20 protein-coding genes are annotated in these 21,115 nt (G+C 71.7%); 6 read left to right on the forward strand and 14 right to left on the reverse strand.

Translation table 11 applies throughout. The features are described from left to right. Positions 1-133 precede the first annotated feature (133 nt). Positions 134-1,816: a serine/threonine-protein kinase gene (locus MPTA5024_RS30845; RefSeq protein WP_051458898.1), complete on the forward strand. Its 1,683-nt coding sequence runs from the start codon at positions 134-136 to the stop codon at positions 1,814-1,816. A 31-nt stretch (positions 1,817-1,847) separates the two neighbouring features. Here the strand turns inward: MPTA5024_RS30845 and MPTA5024_RS30850 are convergent, their stop codons facing one another. The 5 genes from MPTA5024_RS30850 to MPTA5024_RS30870 all read right to left on the reverse strand — a co-directional run bounded on the left by MPTA5024_RS30850 (position 1,848) and on the right by MPTA5024_RS30870 (position 7,485). Continuing rightward, complete coding sequence (locus tag MPTA5024_RS30850; RefSeq protein ID WP_036331139.1) at positions 1,848-3,497, reverse strand: acetolactate synthase; 1,650 nt, start codon at positions 3,495-3,497, stop codon at positions 1,848-1,850. A 233-nt stretch (positions 3,498-3,730) separates the two neighbouring features. Beyond that, positions 3,731-4,729, reverse strand: coding sequence for a biotin synthase BioB (bioB, locus tag MPTA5024_RS30855; protein WP_036331140.1), 999 nt, complete (start codon positions 4,727-4,729; stop codon positions 3,731-3,733). 39 nt (positions 4,730-4,768) lie between these two features. After that, complete coding sequence (gene bioD / locus MPTA5024_RS30860; RefSeq protein ID WP_036331141.1) at positions 4,769-5,491, reverse strand: dethiobiotin synthase; 723 nt, start codon at positions 5,489-5,491, stop codon at positions 4,769-4,771. A gap of 117 nt (positions 5,492-5,608) precedes the next feature. Next, complete coding sequence (locus tag MPTA5024_RS30865; RefSeq protein ID WP_036331142.1) at positions 5,609-6,337, reverse strand: GntR family transcriptional regulator; 729 nt, start codon at positions 6,335-6,337, stop codon at positions 5,609-5,611. Then, positions 6,334-7,485 carry an 8-amino-7-oxononanoate synthase gene (locus MPTA5024_RS30870; protein WP_036331143.1) on the reverse strand — a complete coding sequence of 384 codons (1,152 nt, stop codon included), beginning with the start codon at positions 7,483-7,485 and terminating at the stop codon, positions 6,334-6,336. The genes MPTA5024_RS30865 and MPTA5024_RS30870 overlap by 4 nt, the downstream gene beginning before the upstream one ends. A gap of 68 nt (positions 7,486-7,553) precedes the next feature. Between MPTA5024_RS30870 and MPTA5024_RS30875 the strand changes: the two genes are divergently transcribed. Then, a complete protein-coding gene (locus tag MPTA5024_RS30875) occupies positions 7,554-9,017 on the forward strand; it encodes a sensor histidine kinase (protein WP_036331144.1) in 1,464 nt (487 codons plus the stop codon). A gap of 74 nt (positions 9,018-9,091) precedes the next feature. On the opposite strand, the gene MPTA5024_RS30880 is transcribed toward MPTA5024_RS30875, so the two are convergent. After that, positions 9,092-9,346 carry a WhiB family transcriptional regulator gene (locus MPTA5024_RS30880; RefSeq protein ID WP_036331145.1) on the reverse strand — a complete coding sequence of 85 codons (255 nt, stop codon included), beginning with the start codon at positions 9,344-9,346 and terminating at the stop codon, positions 9,092-9,094. Positions 9,347-9,630: 284 nt separating this feature from the next. Next, positions 9,631-10,623, reverse strand: coding sequence for a diacylglycerol/lipid kinase family protein (locus MPTA5024_RS30885; RefSeq protein ID WP_036331146.1), 993 nt, complete (start codon positions 10,621-10,623; stop codon positions 9,631-9,633). A gap of 87 nt (positions 10,624-10,710) precedes the next feature. Here MPTA5024_RS30885 and MPTA5024_RS30890 point away from each other — a divergent pair, with 87 nt between their 5' ends. Beyond that, positions 10,711-11,127, forward strand: coding sequence for a hypothetical protein (locus MPTA5024_RS30890; protein ID WP_232326719.1), 417 nt, complete (start codon positions 10,711-10,713; stop codon positions 11,125-11,127). A 36-nt stretch (positions 11,128-11,163) separates the two neighbouring features. Here the strand turns inward: MPTA5024_RS30890 and MPTA5024_RS30895 are convergent, their stop codons facing one another. The 3 genes from MPTA5024_RS30895 to sodN all read right to left on the reverse strand — a co-directional run bounded on the left by MPTA5024_RS30895 (position 11,164) and on the right by sodN (position 13,039). Then, positions 11,164-11,943 (reverse strand): RNA polymerase sigma factor SigF, encoded by a 780-nt coding sequence (locus tag MPTA5024_RS30895; RefSeq protein ID WP_198167561.1) that lies wholly within the window; start codon positions 11,941-11,943, stop codon positions 11,164-11,166. Between the two features lie 17 nt (positions 11,944-11,960). Continuing rightward, positions 11,961-12,386, reverse strand: coding sequence for an ATP-binding protein (locus MPTA5024_RS30900; protein WP_036331147.1), 426 nt, complete (start codon positions 12,384-12,386; stop codon positions 11,961-11,963). Positions 12,387-12,637: 251 nt separating this feature from the next. Further along, a complete protein-coding gene (gene sodN, locus MPTA5024_RS30905) occupies positions 12,638-13,039 on the reverse strand; it encodes a superoxide dismutase, Ni (protein ID WP_036331148.1) in 402 nt (133 codons plus the stop codon). A gap of 83 nt (positions 13,040-13,122) precedes the next feature. Here sodN and MPTA5024_RS30910 point away from each other — a divergent pair, with 83 nt between their 5' ends. Further along, a complete protein-coding gene (locus tag MPTA5024_RS30910) occupies positions 13,123-13,434 on the forward strand; it encodes a S24 family peptidase (RefSeq protein WP_036331149.1) in 312 nt (103 codons plus the stop codon). 61 nt (positions 13,435-13,495) lie between these two features. On the opposite strand, the gene MPTA5024_RS30915 is transcribed toward MPTA5024_RS30910, so the two are convergent. Then, positions 13,496-14,032, reverse strand: coding sequence for a CGNR zinc finger domain-containing protein (locus tag MPTA5024_RS30915; RefSeq protein ID WP_036331150.1), 537 nt, complete (start codon positions 14,030-14,032; stop codon positions 13,496-13,498). A gap of 293 nt (positions 14,033-14,325) precedes the next feature. Between MPTA5024_RS30915 and MPTA5024_RS30920 the strand changes: the two genes are divergently transcribed. Beyond that, on the forward strand, positions 14,326-15,489 hold the full coding sequence (locus MPTA5024_RS30920) for an NAD(P)-dependent malic enzyme (protein WP_232326720.1): 1,164 nt from the start codon (positions 14,326-14,328) through the stop codon (positions 15,487-15,489). A 184-nt stretch (positions 15,490-15,673) separates the two neighbouring features. After that, complete coding sequence (locus MPTA5024_RS30925) at positions 15,674-17,050, forward strand: hypothetical protein (protein ID WP_036331153.1); 1,377 nt, start codon at positions 15,674-15,676, stop codon at positions 17,048-17,050. Between the two features lie 140 nt (positions 17,051-17,190). On the opposite strand, the gene MPTA5024_RS30930 is transcribed toward MPTA5024_RS30925, so the two are convergent. From MPTA5024_RS30930 to MPTA5024_RS30940, 3 genes are all read right to left on the reverse strand, one after another. Continuing rightward, on the reverse strand, positions 17,191-18,297 hold the full coding sequence (locus MPTA5024_RS30930; protein WP_036331154.1) for a trypsin-like serine peptidase: 1,107 nt from the start codon (positions 18,295-18,297) through the stop codon (positions 17,191-17,193). Between the two features lie 257 nt (positions 18,298-18,554). Further along, the gene (locus MPTA5024_RS30935; protein WP_036331155.1) at positions 18,555-19,658 is read right to left on the reverse strand and encodes a trypsin-like serine peptidase; all 1,104 of its coding nucleotides are present in this window, start codon (positions 19,656-19,658) and stop codon (positions 18,555-18,557) included. 191 nt (positions 19,659-19,849) lie between these two features. After that, a complete protein-coding gene (locus MPTA5024_RS30940) occupies positions 19,850-21,028 on the reverse strand; it encodes a trypsin-like serine peptidase (protein WP_036331156.1) in 1,179 nt (392 codons plus the stop codon). Between the last annotated feature and the right edge of the window lie 87 nt (positions 21,029-21,115).

The raw sequence follows: 21,115 nt of genomic DNA on the forward strand, positions 1-21,115 counted from the left end.
CCGACCCCCAAGAGCTGGGGGAGCGCGCTCCCCTTCAGGCTTTCGTGACCCTGTCGTTATCTTCCCGCGACACAAACCTGCTTTCTTGGGACACCTTCGGGGGTCGGAGTGACTTAGGGGGTACGGGGCGCATATGGTGGCGCGAGGGACGACCCTGGCTGGGCGCTACCAGCTGGACGCCCGGCTCGGCGCCGGGGGAATGGGCGAGGTGTGGCGGGGTGAGGACACGGTCCTCGCGCGCACCGTCGCCGTCAAGGTGCTGCTCCCCGGCCGTCTGGACGACCCGGGCTTCGCCGTCCGCTTCCAGGGGGAGGCGCGGGCGATGGCGACCATCAACCACCCCGGCGTGGTCGACGTGTACGACTACGGCGTCACCGACGTCCCCGGCGACGGGCCCACCGCCTACCTCGTCATGCGGTTCGTCGACGGGGAACCGCTCGACCGCCTGCTGGCGCGGCTCGGCCGCATCGGTCCCGAGCCCGCGATGGAGCTCATCGCCCAGGCGGCCTCGGCGCTCCAGGCCGTGCACGACCGGGGGATCGTGCACCGCGACATCAAGCCGGGCAACCTGCTCGTCCGCCCGGACGGCACGCTCGTCCTGACCGACTTCGGCATCGCCCGGGCCGACGCCAACAGCCGCCTCACCGACGCGGGCATGGTCCTCGGCACGGCGGCCTACTGCGCTCCGGAGCAGGCCGAGGGAGCCCCGGTCACCCCCGCCGTCGACATCTACGCCCTCGGCGTGGTGGCCTACGAGTGCCTCGCCGGGCATCGGCCCTTCGACGGCGACACCCCGGTGACGATCGCGCTCAAGCACATCCGCGAGGAGCCGCCGCCCCTGCCGGCCGATGTGCCGCCCGCCGTCCGGGCGGTCGTCGAGCGGGCCATGTCGAAGAACCCGGCGCGCCGCTGGCCGTCCGCCGCCGCCATGCACCAGGCCGCCCGTCAGTCGATCCTCCCCGCGGGCGCGTCCCCCGACACCGGCACCTCCGCGGCGTACGGGCGGGCGGGGATGGCGGCCGCGCTCGACCTGGGCGCGCGGGCCGAGCAGGCGTTCTCCGAGCCCTACCCGGAGCAGGCCTACCTCTCGACCGCCGGCGACGCGGGTCCCCCGGCCACCGGTCACACCTACCGGGTCACGAGGGACGCCTGGAACGACGGCAACGGCCTCCCGGCCCCCACGGTGGCCACCCCGCCGCAGCCCGGCTCCCGTACGGCCCGCAGGGCGGCGGCCGCCCGCCCGCGCAGGCGACGCGGCGGGGCGATCGCGGCCGGGGTCGCGGGCGTCGCCGTCGTGGCGGGACTCGCCGTGGCGGGCATCAACATGGCCTCCGCGGGGTCGGGGGTCACGCCCACCACCCCCGCGCCGCCGCTGTCCGTGGGTGATCCCGAGTCGCCGAGCCCGACCGTGACGAAGCCCACCCCGCGGGTGAGCAGGACGATCACGCCCAGCCTGCCGGTGCACGTCTCGCACAGCCCGAGCCGCAAGCCGAGCCCCTCGCCGAGTCCGTCTCCCAGCCGCTCCCCGTCGCCCTCCCCCTCGCCGAGCGACACGACGGGTCAGGTGAAGGTGCCGCTGGTCACCGGGCTGACCGAGAACGCGGCGGTCGCCCGGCTGGCCAAGCTCGGGTTCAAGCCCGCGGTCAGCCGGCCGGGCACGGGTGAGTGCCTCGGCCCGGTCTCCGCGCAGTCTCCGGCCGCCGGCACGCTCAAGCCGGACGGCTCGGTGGTGCGGATCACGGTCCCAAGGAAGGTCTGCTCGTCGCCGTCGCCCAGCCCCTCGCCCTCGCCGTCCGGGAGCCCCGCCGCCGGCTGAGGCGGCGCGGGCCCCTCCGGAGGGCGGGCGGTCAGACGCCGGTCGTGGAGCGCGGATAGGCGATCCGCGGGTCGGTCGCGATGTTCACCATGTACGGCACGCCGGAGTCGAACGCCCGGCGCAGCGCGGGGCCGATCTCCTCGGGCGAGGTGACGAGCTCCCCGCCGCCGCCCAGGGCGGTGACCACCTGGTCGTACCGGCACTGCGGCTGCAGCTCGGCGGCGACGTCGTAGCCGTACAGCATCTGCATGGGGTGCTTCTCCAGCCCCCAGATGCCGTTGTTGCCGCAGACCATGACGACGGGCAGCCGGTGGCGGACCAGCGTGTCGACGTCCATGAGCGAGAAGCCGGCCGCGCCGTCGCCCAGCAGGAGCACGACCTGCGAGGACGGCCGGGCCAGCCGGGCCGCCACCGCGTAGCCGAGCCCGGTGCCCAGACAGCCGTACGGGCCGGGGTCGAGCCAGTTGCCGGGGCGGCGCGGCTCGACGTACTTGCCGGCGTAGGAGACGAAGTCGCCCCCGTCGCCGATCACCACGGCGTCGTCGGCCAGCAGCCGGCCCAGCTCGCCGTAGATCCGCATGGGGTGGATCGGGTCGGCCGTCGACTGGAGCAGCGGGGCGTCCTCGGCGATGGCGGCCGCGGCCTTCTCCGACAGGGTGTCCGTCCAGGCGGCGTACGCCTTCGGGTCCACCCCCGCGGTGGCGCAGGCGGCGTTGAGACCCCACAGGACGAGGGACAGGTCGGCCGCAGCGGACCCGGCGAGGCCGGTGTGCGTGGCGAGCTGGGACGGGGCGCCGACGATGTGGACGACCTTGGCGAGCGGCGCGCCGTCCTTGCCGCCGAACCAGCCGTAGCCGAGGCGGAAGTCGAGCGGCGTCCCCACCACGATGACCAGGTCGGCCTGGCCGAAGGCGAGCCCCCGGGCGCGGGTGACGAGCAGGTCGTGCCCGGCCGGCAGGATGCCCCGGCCCTGGCCGTTCGGGATCACGGGCAGGCGCCACTCCTCGACGAAGTCGCGCGCCGTCTCCTCGGCCCGTTCCATCCACACGTCGGAGCCGAGGACGACCACCGGCCGCTCGGCCTCGGCGATGAGGCGGGCGATCCCGGCGAGGGCCTCGGGGTCGGGTTCGAGCGGGGACGGGGTGAGCGTCTCGGCCTCGTACTCCCCCGTCGAGGGGGAGAACAGGTCGTCCATGTAGAAGTCGAGGAAGACCGGGCCGCGGTGGGGCGCGAGGGCCGTGCGGAAGGCCATCTCGACGTCCTGCCCGATGGAGTCGGCCCCCGAGCCGGTGAAGGCCAGCTTGGTGATGGGCTCGAACAGTGGCGGGTGGTCCATCTCCTGGAGCGCCCCCGACCCCCAGCGGGAGCGCGGCGCGCGGCCGCCGAGCACGACGACGGGCGAGCCGTTGAAGTGGGCGGTGGCGACCCCCGAGACGCCGTTCGTGATCCCCGGGCCCGCCGTGAGCACCGCCAGGCCGGGCCTGCGGGTCAGCCGCGCGGTCGCCTCGGCGGCGAAGACCGCGCTCTGCTCGTGGCGTACGTCGACGATGCGCATGTTCTGGTGGACGGCGCCGTCGTAGAGCGGGAAGACGTGCCCACCCGAGAGGGTGAACATCGTGTCGACGCCATAGGCCTGGGAGACGGCGACGGCGACGTCGCCCGCGTGCTTGGGGGACTCCATGCGGTGAACCTACCAGTCAGTCACGTGGCCGGACAGAAGCGCTGTGGTCCGCCTGTCCCTGCCCCTCACATCCCGTCCGTAACACGTGCGGCCGTGAATTTCGGCTGGTACGGCGAGGGAAGCGCGAAGGTTTTCGGCAGATGTCCCTTATTTATGTTCCAGTGCGTGCCGCACCGGGACGTGACGGGCGCCGGTGCGGCACGGCCACCGCCCCCGAGAAGGGGCGGGGATCGTCAGAGCGTCTGGGAGAGCGCCTTGATCGGCATTCGCAGGTCGGCGAGGAGCTGGAGGTCCTGCTCGGGAGCCCGGCCCAGCGTGGTCAGGTAGTTGCCCACGATGATCGCGTTGACGCCGCCGAGCATGCCCTCCCGCGTCCCCAGATCGCCGAGGGTCAGCTCGCGCCCTCCGGCGTACCGCAGGATGGTCCGCGGCAGGGCCAGCCGGAACGTCGCGATCGTCTTCAGCGCCTCGGGGCCCTCGACGAGCGGGTGGTCCGCGAACGGGGTGCCGGGCCGGGGGTTGAGGAAGTTGAGCGGGACCTCGTCCGGCTCCAGCTCGCCGAGCTGCGCGGCGAACTCGGCCCGCTGCTCCAGCGTCTCGCCCATGCCGACGATGCCGCCGCAGCACAGCTCCATGCCGGCCGCGCGGACCATCTGGCAGGTGTCCCAGCGCTCCTCCCAGCTGTGCGTGGTCACGACGTGGGAGAAGTGGGACCGGGCCGTCTCCAGGTTGTGGTTGTAGCGGTGCACGCCCATCTCGGCGAGCTCGTCCACCTGCGCCTGGGTGAGCATGCCGAGCGAGCAGGCGACGTTGATGTCCACGGCCTCGCGGATGGCCTTGACGCCCTCGCGCACCTGGTCCATGAGCCGCCGGTCGGGGCCGCGCACGGCCGCCACGATGCAGAACTCGGTCGCGCCGGTCCTGGCGGTCTCGACGGCCGCCTGGACGAGTGACGGGATGTCGAGCCAGGCCGCGCGCACCGGCGAGGTGAACTGACCCGACTGCGAGCAGAAGTGGCAGTCCTCCGGGCACCCGCCCGTCTTGAGGGAGACGATGCCCTCGACCTCCACCTCGGGGCCGCACCACTTCATCCGCACCTCGTGCGCCAGGGCGAGCAGCTCGGGCAGGCGGTCGTCGGGCAGCGTCAGGCACTCGAGGGCCTGGGCGGCGTCGAGCCCCCGGCCCTCCTCGAGCACCTGGACGCGGGCGATCTCCACGATGTCAGTGTTCACTGCGCTCCCTGGTCTCGGTCACGACGTAAGGGTCCCGGGTCACAAGGGAAGCTTAAGGGTCGCTCGGAACGCGGCAGGATCGAACACCCCTCCGAGCGCCGGGGCGAGCCCCGCCCGCGCGGCCCGCGCGAACGCCTCCTGCCCGAGGGCTCCCGCGCCCTCGGGCAGCACGCCGGACAGCGGCCGGGCCGCCAGCATCTCCAGGTCGGCGACGTTGGACCGCTCGGCCGTCCCGGGCTCGGCCGGCCAGGAGCCGATCACCACGCCGGCCAGGTCGAGGCCCCGGCCCGCCATGGCTTCCAGGGTCAGCGCCGTGTGGTTCAGCGTGCCCAGCTCGGCCCGGACCACGACGAGGACCTGCGCCCGCAGGTTCCGGGCCAGGTCGGCGACCGTGGCGCCCTCCTCGTCGTAGCGGACGAGCAGGCCGCCCGCCCCCTCGACGAGCACCAGCCGGTTCGACTCGGCCAGCTCGCGGATGCGGGCGACGGCGGATGCGGGCGACAGCGGCGGCAGGCCGGACAGCCGGGCGGCCGCCGCGGGCGACAGCGGGTCGGGGTAGCGGGCCAGCTCGAACGTCGTGGTGACCCCCGACAGCCGGATCACCTCGTCGAGGTCGCCCGGCTCGCCCTCGGCGACGCCCGTCTGCGCCGGCTTGACGACCGCGACGGCCGCGCCGCGCTCCCGGGCCAGCGCGGCCAGCGCCGCCGTGACGACCGTCTTCCCGACGCCCGTGTCGGTTCCGGTGACAACGAGAATGCTCATCCCCCGCAGCGTAGGGCGTGACGGCGGGCGGGCGCGGGAGGGGGGAGCGCCGGCGACGGGGTGTCGGGGGACGGCGGTCGGCGGCCGCCGGGGCGGGAGCCGTGAAGGGGGAGGGGGTCAGGGGCGGCGCAGGCGGGTGACGAACTTGTACCGGTCACCCCGGTAGAGCGACTGGGCGTACTCGACCGGGTTGCCGTCGGCGTCGAACGCGTGCCGGGTCAGCAGCAGCATCGGCAGCCCGACGTCCACGCCGAGCACCTGGGCGTCGTACGGCGTGGCCAGGACGGTCTCTATGACCTCCTCGGCGTCGGTGAGCCGGACGTTGTACGCGTTGTGCAGGGTCTCGTAGAGAGAGGAGTGGACCTCGAGCTCGCGCCGCAGCCGGGGGAAGCGCCGCGCCGACAGGTGGGTGGTGTCGATGGACATCGGCTCGCCGTTGGCCAGGCGCAGGCGGTGGATCCGCAGCACCCGCCCGCCCGGGTTGATCGCCAGACGGCGTCCGAGCGCCTCGTCGGCGGTGATGTAGCTGATGTCGAGGATCTTCGTGTCCGGCTCGAGGCCGACCGTGCGGAGGTCGCCGGTATATGAGGTGAGCTGGAGCACCTGGGCGACCTTCGGCTGGGCGACGAAGGTGCCCTTGCCCTGGATCCGCAGCAGCCTGCCCTCGACGACCAGCTCCGACAGGGCCTGGCGCACGGTCGTCCGCGAGGTCTCGAAGCGCACGGCGAGGGTCCGCTCGGGCGGCAGGGCGCTGCCCGCCGGCAGGCTCTTGGTCAGCTCCAGGAGGCTCCGCTTGACGTCGTAGTACTTGGGAACCCGGGGAGTGTCGTCGCTGCGCTCCGTCACCTGTCCACCTTCACCTCGGCCACAGCGGTGAGGGCGTCCCTGACCACCGCGAGATCATCGGACCCCAGATCGGCCCGTGCGGTCAACCTGAGACACGACCGTCCGGAGGGCACCGATGGTGGGCGGAAGCATCCCACGCGCACACCCAGCTCGCCACACAGAGCCGCCGCCGACAGCGCCAGCAGAGGCGGGCCGAGCACGACCGGTACGACGGCGGCGGCGGGCTCGGAGGTCTCCAGGCCCAGGTCGCGTGCCGTCGCCGCCAGCCTACGAGCCGTCGCCCTGGAGCGTTCGGGCAGGTCAGGGGTGGTCTCAAGGATCTCGACCGCGGCCAGGGCGGCGCCCGCGGAGGCAGGGGCGAGCCCGGTGTCGAAGATGAACGACCGGCCGGTGTCGACCAGCGTCTCGATCACCTCGCGGGCTCCGAGGACGGCCCCGCCCTGCGAGCCGAGAGACTTCGACAGCGTGATCGTTCTCACAACGTCCGGGCGGCCCGCCAGCCCGGCCTCGTGGACCGCGCCGCGGCCGCCGTCGCCCACGACGCCGAGGGAGTGCGCCTCGTCGACCACGAGCAGCGCGCCGTGGCGCTCCGCGGCGGCGTGCAGGTCGCGCAGCGGCGCGAGGTCGCCGTCCACGGAGAACACGGCGTCGGTGACCACGAGCGCGTGCTCCTCGGCGCGCTCGGCGAGGACCTTGGCCACGGCGTCGGCGTCGCCGTGGGGGGTCACCACCACCCGGGACCGCGACAGGCGGCAGGCGTCGACGATCGAGGCGTGGTTGCCGGCGTCAGAGACCACCAGCCCGCCGCGGCCGAGGGCCGCGACCGCCGCCAGGTTGGCCAGGTAGCCGGAGGAGAACACCAGCCCCCGGGCCGCCCCGGCGAACGCGGCCAGCCGGTCCTCCAGCTCCGCGTGGAGGAGGGTGCTCCCGGTCACCAGGCGCGATCCGGTCGAGCCGGCGCCCCACTCCCGGGTCGCCCGTACGGCGGCCTCGATCAGCCGTTCGTCCCTCGACAGCCCCAGGTAGTCGTTGCTCGCCAGGTCGAGCAGACCGTCGTGGTCGGGGGTGCGGGGGCGCAGCGCGCGCCGCAGGCCGGCGGCCTCCCGCTCGGCCGCGGCCGTGCGCAGTCTGTCGATCGCCCGTGTCATGGAGTGCATCCTGCCAGGTGGCGAAGGTCGATTCGCGTTCGGACGGGATTGCGTCGCATCATGCACACGTGCCGACTCTCAGCGACCTGGTGTCCCGTCACACCGCGCTCGACTCCAAGGACCTGGACTGGATCCACTCCCTGGTGTCCGACTGGCAGCTGCTCGCCGACCTGTCGTTCGCCGACCTCATCCTGTGGGTCCCCGACCAGTCCGGCACCGGCTGGGTGGCGGTGGCGCAGATGCGTCCGACCACCGGTCCCACCGTGTACCACGACGACGTCGTGGGGATGCCGGTGGCGCGGGGGGAGCGTCCGCTCATCGACATCGCGTGGAACGAGCGCCGCATCTGCCGGGAGGGCGACCCCGACTGGTCGAGCGGCGTCCCGGTCCGGGAGGAGACGATCCCCGTACGGCGGGGTGAGGGCGGCCACTTCATCGGGATCATCCAGCGCTCCACCAACCTGTCGTCGGCGCGGACGCCCTCACGCCTGGAGCTGACCTATCTGCAGAGCGCGTCCGACCTCGCCCAGATGGTGGCCGAGGGGCGGTTCCCGTTCGCGGAGGAGGAGCCGATCCTGGTCCGGTCGCCGCGCGTGGGCGACGGCCTGCTCCGCCTCGACAAGGCCGGCCGGGTGACCTACGCCTCGCCCAACGCCCTGTCGGCGTACCGGCGGCTCGGGCTGCACGCCGACCTGGTGGGGGCCGACCTGGGCAAGACGACCGCCGACCTGTGCTACTCGGACGAGCCCATCAACGAGGACCTGATGCTGGTCGCGAGCGGCCGGGCCCCGCGGGAGACCGAGGTGGAGAACGGCGGGACGGTCGTCCAGCTACGGGCGATCCCGCTGATCGTCGGCAGCGGCCGCATCGGCGCGCTGGTGCTGATCCGCGACGTGACCGAGCTGCGCCGCCGTGAGCGCGAGCTGCTGACCAAGGACGCGACGATCCGGGAGATCCACCACCGGGTCAAGAACAACCTGCAGACGGTGGCCGCGCTGCTCCGCCTCCAGGCGCGTCGGCTCAACAACCCCGAGGGGCAGGAGGCGCTGACCGAGGCCGTGCGGCGGGTCGGATCGATCGCGATCGTGCACGAGATCCTGGCCCAGATGCCGGAGGAGATGGTCGAGTTCGACGACATCGCCGACCGCGTGATCGCGATGACGGCGGAGGTGTCGGTGGCGCACGTCACCCCGAAGCGGGTCGGCAGCTTCGGCGTGCTCCCGGCGGCCGTGGCCACCCCGATCGCGATGGTGCTGACCGAGCTCCTGCAGAACGCGGTGGAGCACGGGTTCTCGCACTCGTCGGGGAACGTGCAGGTCGTCGTGGTGCGGGACGCCGACCGGCTGGAGGTGGTCGTGGCCGACGACGGCAAGGGCCTGCCCGAGGGCTTCGACCTGGAGGCGACGGGGAGCCTGGGGCTGCAGATCGTCCGGACGCTCATCGTGGGCGAGCTGTCGGGCCGGCTCGGAATCTCGCAAAGGGAGGGCGGGGGCACGGAGGTCACCGTGAGCATCCCCATCCAGTCCGCCTGAGCGCTCCAGGCGCGTCGGTGAATGCCCCACGTCTGTGGGCATTCACCGATTTCGTCGGTTGGGCGGAGAGGAGGTCAGACGGCGGCGCGGGCGCGGGCGCGGGCCGTACGGCGCTTGAGGGCGCGGCGCTCGTCCTCGCTGAGCCCACCCCAGACTCCGGCGTCCTGCCCGGACTCCAGGGCCCACTTCAGGCAGGACTCGGATACCGAGCACCGGCGGCAGACCTGCTTGGCCTCTTCGATCTGCATGAGCGCCGGTCCGGTGTTCCCGATCGGGAAGAACAGCTCGGGGTCCACGTCACGGCAGGCAGCGCGGTGGCGCCAGTCCATGCGTTCCACTCCTTCGTCAGGTGGAGCCTGCGGGCTCCGCTGGCCGTCAACTTTGTGAACTCTTTCACTAGCTACCGCGAGACTTTGCCCGGATCCAGGGTTGGGGGGCCGGGCTGTCGCGTGATCGCCGGGGTCCTTCACCGGGGCGGTGGCCCAGGTAAAGGTCCTACGTTCCGACGTCGTAGTCAGCTTTTCAGCCTCTACAACAGCACACAAGAGGTTTGGGACAAGGTTTTGCCTGCCATAGCTGTCGGATGCGTCACACTATGACGACTTGTAACAGGCTAGACCAGGACTTGTAACGCATCCGGGATAGCGCGGAATACCACCCATTCGTGTTCTCCCAGGTAGTCGCCGTCGAGCTGAAAGGCGACCGGCCGCGTGGCCAGCAGGGTGAACTCGTCCTCGTCATGCAACTGAACGAGCCGTTTACCCCTCGGCAACGCCGAACGCTCCCCGATGATCTGCCGAACGAACCCGAGCACGGTCGGCAGATTCAGTTTGCGCAGTCCGAGCACATCGAGCCCCGTGTCGAAGCCGGCCCAGGGCGTCGGATTGATCGGACGCGGCCCCGCATAGGTCCACGGCGCCGTGTTCGACACGATCGCCATGAAGATCCCATCCTCGTCGGGTCGGTTCGGACGCCTCAGCCGCAGCGCCGGACGCGTCCGGTCCGTCACGAAGAAGTGGCGGACCGCCGTGTTCACGTAGAGGGCGGGCATCGCCCGCAGGCCCGCGCTCCGCAGGCCTTCCACCGCGCGGACGACCTCCGCGTCGTACCCCAACCCAGCACAAAATGTGAAATATCGGGACCTTGTGTGGTCAGAGCCCGCTCCTGCCCCGCCATCGGGGCCCGAAACCTCGTCGTGCCATATCGCCTGCCCGAGCCCGATCGTCCGGCGCCGTCCCTCGCGCAGCGCCTCCAGCACCGCGCCGGTCGCCTCGACCGCGTTGTTCGGCAGTCCGAGCGCCCGGGCGAACACGTTCGCGCTGCCCCCGGGGATGACGACGAGCGCGGGACGCCCGCTCGCGTCGACCTCCGGCTGTCCGTCGAGCAGGCCGTTCACGGTCTCGTTGATCGTGCCGTCGCCGCCGAGGACGGCCACCGCGTCGAAGCCCTTGGCGTGGGCCGTCCCGGCGAGGGCCGTGGCGTGCCCCCGGTACGCGGTCTCCTCCACGGTGAGGTCCATGGCCGCCCCGAGCGCCCGGATCAGCACGTCACGTGTGCGCCGGTGCGTCGAGGTCGCCTTCGGATTCACGAGGAGAAGTGCCCGCATGCCTGAAGGTTAACGAACGTTTTACCGCTTCCGCCGGGCGACGCCTCAGGGAGGGACCCGGCGTCCGTCCAGGTAGGGTTGGGCGGTGTGATCAGCAGTTCCGCCGGGCGGCCCGCCACCCTCGTCGTGGCCGCCGCCGTCGTCGCCGCGGAGGGCCTGCTGGCCCTCGCCCTGGGCGGGTACGTCGCCGTCGAGACGGTCGCCGGGAAGCCGGCCGACCTGGTGAGCTCCATCGCCGTCGCGGGTTTCGGCGTGCTGGCCGGCGCCGGGCTGCTGTGGGTGGCCTGGGGCCTGTGGCAGGTGCTCCGATGGAGCCGCGGCCCCTCGGTGGTGGCGCAGATCTTCGCGCTGCCCGTGGCGATCACGCTGATCCAGTCCGGGCAGTACGGGTACGGGGTGCCGCTGGTGGCCGGGGCGGTCGTCGCCCTCGTCGCGCTGCTCGCGCCGCCGTCCACGCAGGCCCTGGTGGGCGAGGACGGCACACCGGACGGGCGGTCGCGGTAGCCGGCCGACCGGCGGGGGGCTGCCGGTCGACGGTCGTCAGTCTTCGGCGGTGAGCCCCTCGCGCAGCTGCGCCAGTGTCCGGGCCAGCAGCCGGGACACGTGCATCTGCGAGATCCCCAGCTCGGTCGCGATCTGCGACTGGGTCATGTTGCCGAAGAAGCGCAGCAGCAGGATCCGCTTCTCCCGCGGCGGGAGGCGCTCCAGCAGCGGCTTGAGCGACTCGCGGTACTCGACGCCCTCCAGCGACTCGTCCACGATGCCGAGCGAGTCGGACACCGCGGGGGCGTCGTCGTCGCCCGAGTCCGGCGCGTCGAGGGACACGGTCGAGTAGGCGTTGGCAGACTCCAGGCCCTCCAGGACCTCTTCCTCGGTCATCCCCAGGTGCGCGGCGAGCTCCGCGACCGTGGGGGCGCGGCTCTCCCGCTGGGACAGCTCGCTGATCGCCTTGGTGAGCGACAGCTTGAGCTCCTGCAGCCGCCGCGGGACGCGGACGGCCCAGCCCTTGTCGCGGAAGTGGCGCTTGATCTCGCCGACGATCGTCGGCGTCGCGTAGGTGGAGAACTCCACCCCGCGGGCCAGGTCGAACCGGTCGATCGACTTGATCAGGCCGATCGTGGCGACCTGCGTGAGGTCGTCGAGCCACTCGCCCCGGTTGCGGAACCGGCGCGCCAGGTACTCGACCAGCGGCAGGTGGAGCTCGACGAGCTCGTCCCGGATGCGCTGACGCCGGGGGTCGTCCGGCGTCAGCTCCGACAGCTCGGCGAAGAGCGTGCGGGCGCGCACGCGGTCCGGCACGGCCGAGTCGCCGGAGGCCATGGCACTCGTCCTCTCGGTCACGCGGGCCTCGCCGTGCTCCGGCGCTTGCGCAGCACGATGGCCATGTGATCGGCGTGCTCCGACGTGGCGTCCACGTCGTCGGCCAGGGCCGTGAGCACCATCCAGGCGAAGTCCTCCCGGTTGGGGGAGCTGACCCCGAGCGTGTTGACCTCGACGCGCACCGTCATCTCCTGGCCGGTCAGCTCGAACTCGGCGAGGAGGTCGGTGCCGGGGACGGCGTGCCGCAGCAGCATGGCGCACGCCTCGTCCACCGCGATGCGGAGGTCCTCGATCTGGTCGAGAGTGAAGTCCAGCCGGGCTGCGAGCCCAGCTGTGGCCGTGCGCAGCACGGAGAGATAGGCGCTCACGGCGGGCAGCCGGACACTCACAGCATCGCGAATCCCGGTCAGATCCACCGCAGGCGTCTCGGTTTCCTCGGTCACGTTCCTCCTCGCCCCTTCGAGCCGGCTGACTGCCGCTGACTGCAACCTACCGCCACTCGACGATCGCTGCTCCGCTTGGGCGCGCCGATTGTGGTGTTCCTTGGTGGTAACTCCTCGTAAATTCCGTCGTACCTAATCCAGGGAATCGCGGGGGTTTGCACCTCGCCATTCCCCGGCTCCTCCCGGCCCGTCTATACGATCCGGCCCCGCGCGGTCGTGACCGACCGTGCGGGGCCCGGGATACGCGAGGCTCAGGCGGCCTTGGTCTCCCAGAAGATCTTCGAGATCTCGTCGATCTTCGCGAGCAGCTCGTCGGCCTGGGAGGCGTCGATCGTGCCCTTGGCGCCGGCCGCGCCGGCGAGCTTGGTGGCGTCCCAGAAGAGCTGGTGGAGCTGGGGGTACTGCTCGAGGTGCGGGGGCTTGAAGTAGTCGGTCCAGAGCACCCACAGGTGGTGCTTGACCAGCTCGGCCCGCTGCTCCTTGATGATCAGCGCGCGGGTGCGGAAGACCGGGTCCTCGTTCTCGGCGTACTTCTTCATGATCGCCTTGACGGACTCGGCCTCGATGCGGGCCTGCGCCGGGTCATAGACTCCACAGGGCAGGTCGCAGTGAGCGGAAGCCTCGTGCCTCGGTCGCAGCAGTCGTGCGAGCATCGGAATCCTTCCTTAGGAATGCTGGTGACAGCACTGTCCAAGACCGACCTTACTCGGGTCCCAACTCGTACGCGGAGGGGGATGTGCTCACGGCCGTCCATGTCTCCGGCGACTCGATGCTGCCGGCTCTGAGGCCCGGCGACTGGCTGCTGGTCCGGCGCGGCGCGGCCGTGCGCCCGGGGGACGTGGTGGTCGCCAGGCGGCCGCACGGGCTGATCGTCAAGCGGGCGTGGCGGCTCACCGGCGAGGGCTGGTGGCTGGAGAGCGACAACCAGGCGGCCCCCGGCCGGCAGGACAGCTGGGACTTCGGAGCCGTCCCCGAGACCGAGATCGTCGGCCGGGTCGTCCTGCGCTACTGGCCCCGGCCCACCGCCCGGTTCCGTCCCTCCCGGTAGAACGCCCCGCCGGAGCCGGTCCTCGTCGTGCGAGGCCCTCCGGCGGAGCGGCGCGGCCGCGTCAGGCGCTCTCCGGCGCCCGCCTGCGGGCGCGGTAGGCGGCGACGTTCGCCCGGCTGGCGCACCGCTCGGAGCAGTACCGGCGGGACCGGTTCGACGAGGTGTCGAGGTAGGCGTTCCGGCAGGGCGCGGCCTGGCAGGTGCCGAGCCGGTCGACGCCGAGACCGGTCACCACGCTGGCCAGGCCCATGACCGACCCGACGGCGAGGGTGTCGGCCACCCGCCCGCCCTCGGTGAGGTGGAGGTGCCAGGCCTGGCCGTCGTGGCCGCTGATCTGGGGGTGGACCGGGTGACGGACCAGCAGGCCGTTCAGCCGCTCGACCACGTCGTCCTCGTCGCCGCCCGAGGCCGACTGGAAGACCTCGGCCAGCTCGTCGCGCAGCTCGCACAGGGCGTCGACGTCGCGCCGGGTCAGCCGGGCGGCGGCCTCGGTGCGGCCGGTCTCCTCGAGCAGCTTCCGCACAGTGGCGCTGTTCCCGCACTCGTCGCCCAGGTTCACCAGGAGGACGGCCAGCTCGGCATATGAGGTCAGGTCCACGGGGACGCCCAGGAAGGTAAGAGGTCACGAGTTGGTACGAGTATTACACGCGGCCGGGCCAGGGGGAACACTCGTACCGTGAACGATGTGTGTCGGAGGTGACAGCGGCGGGTGTCTCATGATGTGGCACAATCAGGAGACGGGTGACCCCCGTAACCCCCTCAAGAGACGACCGTCAACGACGACGGCCTCCGGCGGCTACCGAAGCCTGGGCTCTCGTGCTCTTGACGGCGTCTACCGAAGGAATTCGTCCTTTCGACACTGGGGTCGCTGTGACCGTCTCACCTGTCTCCTTGGCATCTCTCGACCTGGATCCCGCCTTCGCGCTGCACCGCGGCGGAAAGCTCGAGGTCCGTTCCACCGTTCCGGTCCGCGACGCGGACGACCTGTCCCTCGCCTACACGCCGGGGGTCGCCCGCGTCTGCACGGCCATCGCCGACAACCACGACCTCGTCAACGACTACACCTGGGTCTCCAACGTCGTGGCCGTGGTCTCCGACGGCACCGCCGTGCTGGGGCTCGGCGACATCGGGCCCGCCGCCGCCATGCCCGTGATGGAGGGCAAGGCCCTGCTGTTCAAGGAGTTCGGCAACGTGGACGCGGTGCCGATCTGCCTCGACACCACCGACGTGGACGCGCTCGTCGAGACCGTGGTGCGGCTCGCGCCGTCGTTCGGCGGCGTCAACCTCGAGGACATCAGCGCCCCGCGCTGCTTCGAGGTGGAGAACCGGCTGCGCGATCTGCTCGACATCCCCGTCTTCCACGACGACCAGCACGGCACCGCCATCGTGGTGCTGGCCGCCCTGCAGAACGCGGCCCGCCTCACCGGGCGGTCCCTCGGCGACCTGCGCGCCGTGGTCGCGGGCGCGGGCGCCTCCGGCGTGGCCGTCACGCGCATCCTGCTCGGCGCCGGCATCGGCGACATCGCGGTCTCCGACTCCAAGGGCGTCCTCTACTCGGGACGGGAGGGGCTGAACCCCGTCAAGGAGGCCCTCGCCGCCGACACCAACCGGGTGGGCCACAAGGGGTCGACCGAGCAGGCCCTGGCCGGGGCCGACGTCTTCATCGGCCTGTCCGGGTCGACGGTCTCCGAGCAGGCCGTCGCCTCGATGGCGCCGGACGCCATCGTGTTCGCGCTGTCCAACCCGACGCCCGAGGTCGAGCCCGACGTGGCGGCCCGCTACGCCCGGGTCGTGGCCACCGGCCGGTCCGACTTCCCCAACCAGATCAACAACGTGCTGGCCTTCCCCGGCGTCTTCCGCGGGGCGCTCGACGTCCGGGCCAGGACCGTCACCGAGAACATGAAGGTCGCCGCCGCCACGGCGCTGGCGTCCGTGATCGGTGACGACGTCGCGGAGGACTACGTCATCCCCTCGCCGTTCGACGCCCGGGTCGCCCCGGCCGTGAGCGCCGCCGTCGCCGCGCAGGCGCGCGAGGACGGCGTCGCCCGCAAGTAGCTCCGTACGGCGCCGAGTCTCGGCGCACGCTGTTCCGATAAGGGCCGTGACCCCCACATTCAGGGCGGGTCACGGCCCTGTCGCGTCCGCGAAGGCTTGGGAATCCCTTTAGGGGTTCACGGTCCGTGCTATAAAGAAAGCTCTCCGTTACCTATCGGCTATGCCTGTCCTGGTGAGGAGAGGGATGCGACGCGACCCCAACCGGCTGCTCCAGCAGCACCTCGCCGAGGCCGGGCTCTCCCGCGCCGGCCTCGCGCGCCGGCTGAACGGGCTCGGCTCGGCCCGCGGGCTGCGGGGGATGAGGTACGACCACGGCTCGGTGCTGCGCTGGATCGGCGGACGACGCCCGCGTGAGCCGGTCCCCGCGCTGCTCGCGGAGATCTTCTCGCTGCGGCTCGGACGGCAGGTGTCCGCCGAGGACCTCGGCATGTCGTGCGGCGCCGTCCCCTCCGACCTCGGACAGGAGTTCCCCCATACGTGGGAGGAGGGTGTGGCAAGCGTGACAGCACTGTGGAAGGCCGATGTCGAGCGGCGCAGGTTCCTGCTCGACTCCACCTTCGCCCTGGGAGCCGGCTCCGCCGGGATCGTCCACTGGCTGACGAAGGCACCCCGGGAGCGGCTGTCCGCGGACGGCCCGCGCCGGGTGGGCGTCTCCGACGTCGCGGCGATCAGGGAGGTCACCCGCTCGTTCAGCGAACTGGACAACCGGTTCGGCGGCGGCAGCATCCGCGGCCCGGTCGTGCGCTACCTGCACACCGCCGTGACGCCGCTCCTGCGCGACGGCTCGTACGGCGAGGGCACCGGCCGGGCGCTCGCCACCGCGGCGGCCGAGCTGACCCGCCTCGCCGGCTGGATGACCTACGACCTGGAGCAGCACGGTCTGGCCCAGCGCTACCTCATCCAGGCGCTCGGGCTCGCCCGCAACGCCGGCGACCACGGCCTCGGCGGCGAGATCCTCGCCGGCATGAGCCACCAGGCCGTCTACATCGGGCACCCCCGGCACGGGCTCGACCTGGCCCGGGCCGCGGCGGCGGCGGCGCAGCGGTCGGGCGTCTTCTCCCTGGCGGCAGAGGCGCGGGTGCTGGAGGCGCACGCGCACGCCCGGCTGGGGGACGCCGCCGCCTGCGGGGCGTCGCTGCACGAGGCGGAGGTGGCGTTCGACCGCCGCTCGCCCACGGAGGAGCCTCCGTGGATCGGCTACTTCGACGAGGCGTACATGTCGGCCAAGGTCGCCCACTGCCTGCGCGACCTCGGCGACGGCGCGAGGGCGGTACGGCACGCCCGGCGGTCCCTGCGGATGGACGGGCGCTACGTGCGGGGGAAGATGTTCAACCTGTCGCTGCTCGCCTCGGCCCTCGTCCAGCAGGGCGAGATCGAGGAGGCCTGCGCGACGGCCCATTCCGCCCTCGACCTCGCCGGGGGCATCCAGTCGGCCAGGACCACGACGTACGTGAGGGACATGCGCCGCAGGCTCGCGCCGTACGCCGCGGAGCCGGACGTCGCGGAGGTCCTCGAACGGATCGCCGCCCCCGCCGAGGCGAGAGCGCCCGCGGCGGTGTGACGCACCGGACGGGTATACGGCGCGGCTATACGGCGCGGCGCCGGGTCCGCTCGGGGGACCCGGCGCCCTCGACGGGAAAAGGGGCCCGGCGCGACGGCCGGGCCCCTTTCGACGAGCGATCCTCGCGATGAGGGGTGCCGCTACTCCGAGCGGGCCTCGGTGATGCCGAGCGAGCCGTCCTTGCGGACGATCGAGCCCGACCACAGCGGGTAGGCGGCCTTGTAGACGCCGTAGGTCTCACCGTCGAAGTACGGCGAGGTGATCAGGTCGCTGCGGCCGTTGTCGTCGGTGTCCCCGCCGAGGCTGGTGACGCCGTTGATGTAGCCGACGCGGCGGGCGCTGCTGTACTTCAGGATCCACGGGCCGCCGGAGGAGCCGCCGGTCATGGCGCACTTCAGGCCGATCTGCTCCTCCACCTTCACCGAGGCCTCGGCGACGGGGAAGAACGGCTTGCCGTAGCACCACTTGAGCTTCTCGCCCGACCAGGCGTAGTCGCCGTCGTCGTGCGGGGCCGCCGGGTAGCCGAACACGAAGACGGGAGCGCCCACCTTCTGGTTGTAGGCGAGGCCCTGGCCGCCGACGTTCTTGCCCAGCGCGCCGAGGTCGACCCAGACCTTCTTCTCGTGGTCCCAGCCGATGCCGTTGTAGACCGTGACGAAGGCGTAGTCGCGGTCGCCGTCCTCGTAGACGTCGAAGTCGTAGTGGGTGAAGGCCTGCTTGCCGACGTAGATGCCCCAGGGGGCCTTGCCGTCGTAGTAGCCCGGGATGAAGATCCACCGCTTGACCGTCGCGCCGTTGCCGTCGAGGTCGTAGACGCAGTGGCCGGCGGTGGCGACCAGGTTGCGGTACTGCGACTGGATCGACGAGGCCGAGCAGGAGTACAGGTCGTTGCCGATCGTGAAGAACACCCGGCCGACCGTCTTCGGCAGGTTGACGTTCTTCGTCTTGGCGGTGCTCTTCTTCTCGTCACCGATCGCGGGGACCACGCCCGGCTTGCCGTCGGCCGCGGGGGCGCCCTTCGACACGAGCTTGGGGACGGACTTGTGCTCCACGCCGTACGGGTCGGCGGCCTTGAGGTTGGCGCCGTTGTCCTCGGTCCAGAAGGTGAGGATGTCCGCCGCGCCGGCAGCCGAGCTCAGCTTCGCGGTGGACGTCGTCGGGGCCGCCTGCACGGGTACCGCCGCGGCGGCGGTGAGACCGGCCGCGACGACGGCGCCGCCGAGGGGGAGAAGCATGCGCTTCTTCATGAGGGGTTCGCTCCTCGCGCTGTACGTGGGACGTCACTTGCGCCCCATGCGTCAGTAAAGGGATGTCAGGAACCTACAGCACCGGGGCACCTGTCGATAAGCCGGAAATAAGAAGACTCAAGGGGAATTTGGGTTTTTCGGGTTTTAGGTGGGCCGAGGGCGGCTATGGGCTGTCGGAATTGCCAAAAAGGGGCTAATTCGGGCGCTCGTCAGCCGCCGGGAGGGGCGCGTGCACCCGCGCCCCCCGGCGGCTGCTCTCACAGGTCCTGACGCAGGTCCACGGAGCCGGTCCAGATGCCGCGCGCGACGCCGTAAACGGCGGCCAGCTCTCCGTCGAAGTACGGCGACAGGCTGGTGGCGCCGGACTGCCCGATCGTCAGCCCGTTCAGGTAGCCGAGGCCGCGCACGCTCCGGTAGCCGGCCAGCCAGGACGACCCGGACACGCTGGGGGCCGCGGCCCGGATCCCGACCAGCTCCTCGGCCTTGATCGACAGGTCCTGGGCCGCGAACGGCGTGCCCGCCGACCGGGCGGCCGTACCGGGTCCGGAGCGGTAGCCGAAGATCGCGAGGGGTCGTCCGACGCGGAGGTTGTAGGCGAGGCCCTGCCCGCCGACCCTGTCGCCCAGGCGGCCGGCGTCGGTCAGCCGCACACCGACGTAGCTCGTCACGCCCGCGCCGGTCACCCGGTACTTGAGGCCCCCGGCGAACGCGGCGTACCGCGACAGGCTGGGCAGGCGCACGCGGGTGGGGGTGACGCCGTTGAGGACGCCGACGAAGGCGTAGTCGCGGTCGAGGTCCCGGTACGCGGCGAAGTCGTGGTGGGTGTAGGCCTGGCTGCCCACGTAGACGCCCCAGGGGGTCGCGCCGCCGCCGGCGAAGCCCGGCACGAACATCCAGCGCCGGAAGGCCGTGCCTGAGGCGATGTCGAAGACGCAGTGACCGGCTGTCGCGACCAGGTTGCGGTGGTCGGACTGCACGGAGGTGGCCGCGCACCAGTACGGGTGGTCGCCGGAGCCGACGAAGAAGGCCCTGCCGGTGGTCCTGGGGAGGTTCACGTTCTTGGACGTGACGGGCGCCCTGCCCTCCTGACCGGCGGCAGGCACGAGGCCGGGTCTGCCGTCGGGGACGGGGGCGGCCGCCGGGAGCGCCGCGATCCGGGTGGTCAGGGTGTACGGCGCCGCCTCGGTGAGGGCGCGGCCGTCGTCCCTGAGCCAGTAGGCCAGGGTGGTCCCGGCCTCGGCCGGTGTGGACAGGACCCGGGTGACGAAGATGTCGTATGCCTGAGCGGGGGCCGGCGTGCCCGACATGAGCAGCACGGCGGTCGCCACCACACCCCACACGGGGATGAGGATGCGTTTCAACGGGACTCCTCGCGCTGTACGTGGAGCGCGTCCTGCGCCCCATGCGTCAGTAAAGGGATGCAACGGAACATACAGCGCATGGGTTTCACTTCGGAAACGGTTCGCGGAACCGGTCCGGAAAAGGCACAGGGCCCGGCGGGAAGGAGGCCGGGCCCTGTGTGAGGCGATCAGTCAGCGCGAGTGCCGCGACGTCAGGCGATCTTGCCGGACCACGTGGCGGAGGCCGACTTGTAGACACCGTAGGTCTCGCCGTCGAAGTACGGGGAGATGCTGGTGTCGATGCGCTTGTTGCCGTCGGTGTCCGAGACGGCGGCGGTGACGCCGTCCAGGTAGCCGAGACGGCGGGTGCTCTTGTACTGGGTCAGCCAGGCCGAACCGATCGAGCCCTCACCCGTGAAGGAGGACTTCACGCCGACCATCTCCTCGCCCTTGATGGAGGGCGCGGTCGCGGCGAAGGTCTTGCCGTACGACCACTTGAGGGTCTTGCCGGTGAAGGGGGAGGTCCCGTCGGGGTGCGACCCGCTCGGGTAGCCGAACACGAAGACCGAGCCGCCGACCTTCTGGTTGTAGGCCAGGCCCTGGCCGCCGACGTTGTCGCCCAGGCGACCGGCGTCCTCGAGCGCGATGTACTCGATGTACTTCACGCCCCTGATCGTCCAGACGAGGTAGCCGGCCTTCTTGGCGTCGGCCGCCGCCTTCTGCTCGGCGGTGGCGTCGTCGTACTTCACCCACTTGTACTGGTCCGCGCCCAGCTTGACACCGTTGTACACGGTGACGAAGGCGTAGTCGCGGTCGCCGTCCTCGTAGACGTCGTAGTCGTAGTGGGTGAAGGCCGTCTTGCCGACGTAGATGCCCCAGGGGGTCTTGCCCTGGTAGTAGCCCGGGACGAAGACCCACTTGTCGAGCGTGGCCTTGTTGCTCGCGGTGTCGTACACGCAGTGCCCGGCCGTGGCGACCAGGTTGTGGTACGAGGACTGCACGGAGGTGGCGGTGCACCAGTGCGGCCGGTGGTCGGCGCCGATGAAGAACACCTTGCCCGTGGTCTTGGGCAGGTTGACGTTCTTCGAGGTGCTCGTCGTCTTCTTCTCGTCGCCGATGGCGGGGACGACACCCGGCTTGGTGTCGGGGGCCGGGCCGCCGGTCGAGACGTGCTTGGAGGAGACGGTCGTCTCCACGTTGTACGGCGTGGCCTGCTGGAGGTTGGCCGCACGCTGACCGAACCAGAACGTGGCCACCTGCTGGGCGGCGTAGTTCGTGGTGGTCAGGTTGTCGCTGGAGACGGTGCCGGACGCCTGCGCCGGGACGGCCAGGCCCGCCGCGAGGAGGCCGGTGGCGGCGACGACGCCGCCGAAGGCGAGGGTGCGCTTCACGGTGGAGCTCCTTGGTCTGTCGTGAGACGCCTCATGCGCCTCATGCGTCAGTAAAGGGACGGTCAGGACCATACAGGGGCGATCTTG

This window comes from Microbispora sp. ATCC PTA-5024, assembly GCF_000511135.2.
In the GTDB taxonomy this organism is placed as follows: domain Bacteria; phylum Actinomycetota; class Actinomycetes; order Streptosporangiales; family Streptosporangiaceae; genus Microbispora; species Microbispora corallina.

What these genes read in the sequence shown, in the direction of transcription:
- MPTA5024_RS30925 (WP_036331153.1), top strand. Translation starts at nt 15,674, where the DNA reads ATGCGACGCGACCCCAACCGGCTGCTCCAGCAGCACCTCGCCGAGGCC.
- MPTA5024_RS30930 (WP_036331154.1), bottom strand. Translation starts at nt 18,297, where the DNA reads ATGAAGAAGCGCATGCTTCTCCCCCTCGGCGGCGCCGTCGTCGCGGCC.
- MPTA5024_RS30845 (WP_051458898.1), top strand. Translation starts at nt 134, where the DNA reads ATGGTGGCGCGAGGGACGACCCTGGCTGGGCGCTACCAGCTGGACGCC.
- MPTA5024_RS30895 (WP_198167561.1), bottom strand. Translation starts at nt 11,943, where the DNA reads ATGGCCTCCGGCGACTCGGCCGTGCCGGACCGCGTGCGCGCCCGCACG.
- MPTA5024_RS30885 (WP_036331146.1), bottom strand. Translation starts at nt 10,623, where the DNA reads ATGCGGGCACTTCTCCTCGTGAATCCGAAGGCGACCTCGACGCACCGG.
- MPTA5024_RS30880 (WP_036331145.1), bottom strand. Translation starts at nt 9,346, where the DNA reads ATGGACTGGCGCCACCGCGCTGCCTGCCGTGACGTGGACCCCGAGCTG.
- MPTA5024_RS30850 (WP_036331139.1), bottom strand. Translation starts at nt 3,497, where the DNA reads ATGGAGTCCCCCAAGCACGCGGGCGACGTCGCCGTCGCCGTCTCCCAG.
- MPTA5024_RS30870 (WP_036331143.1), bottom strand. Translation starts at nt 7,485, where the DNA reads ATGACACGGGCGATCGACAGACTGCGCACGGCCGCGGCCGAGCGGGAG.
- bioD (WP_036331141.1), bottom strand. Translation starts at nt 5,491, where the DNA reads ATGAGCATTCTCGTTGTCACCGGAACCGACACGGGCGTCGGGAAGACG.
- sodN (WP_036331148.1), bottom strand. Translation starts at nt 13,039, where the DNA reads ATGCTCGCACGACTGCTGCGACCGAGGCACGAGGCTTCCGCTCACTGC.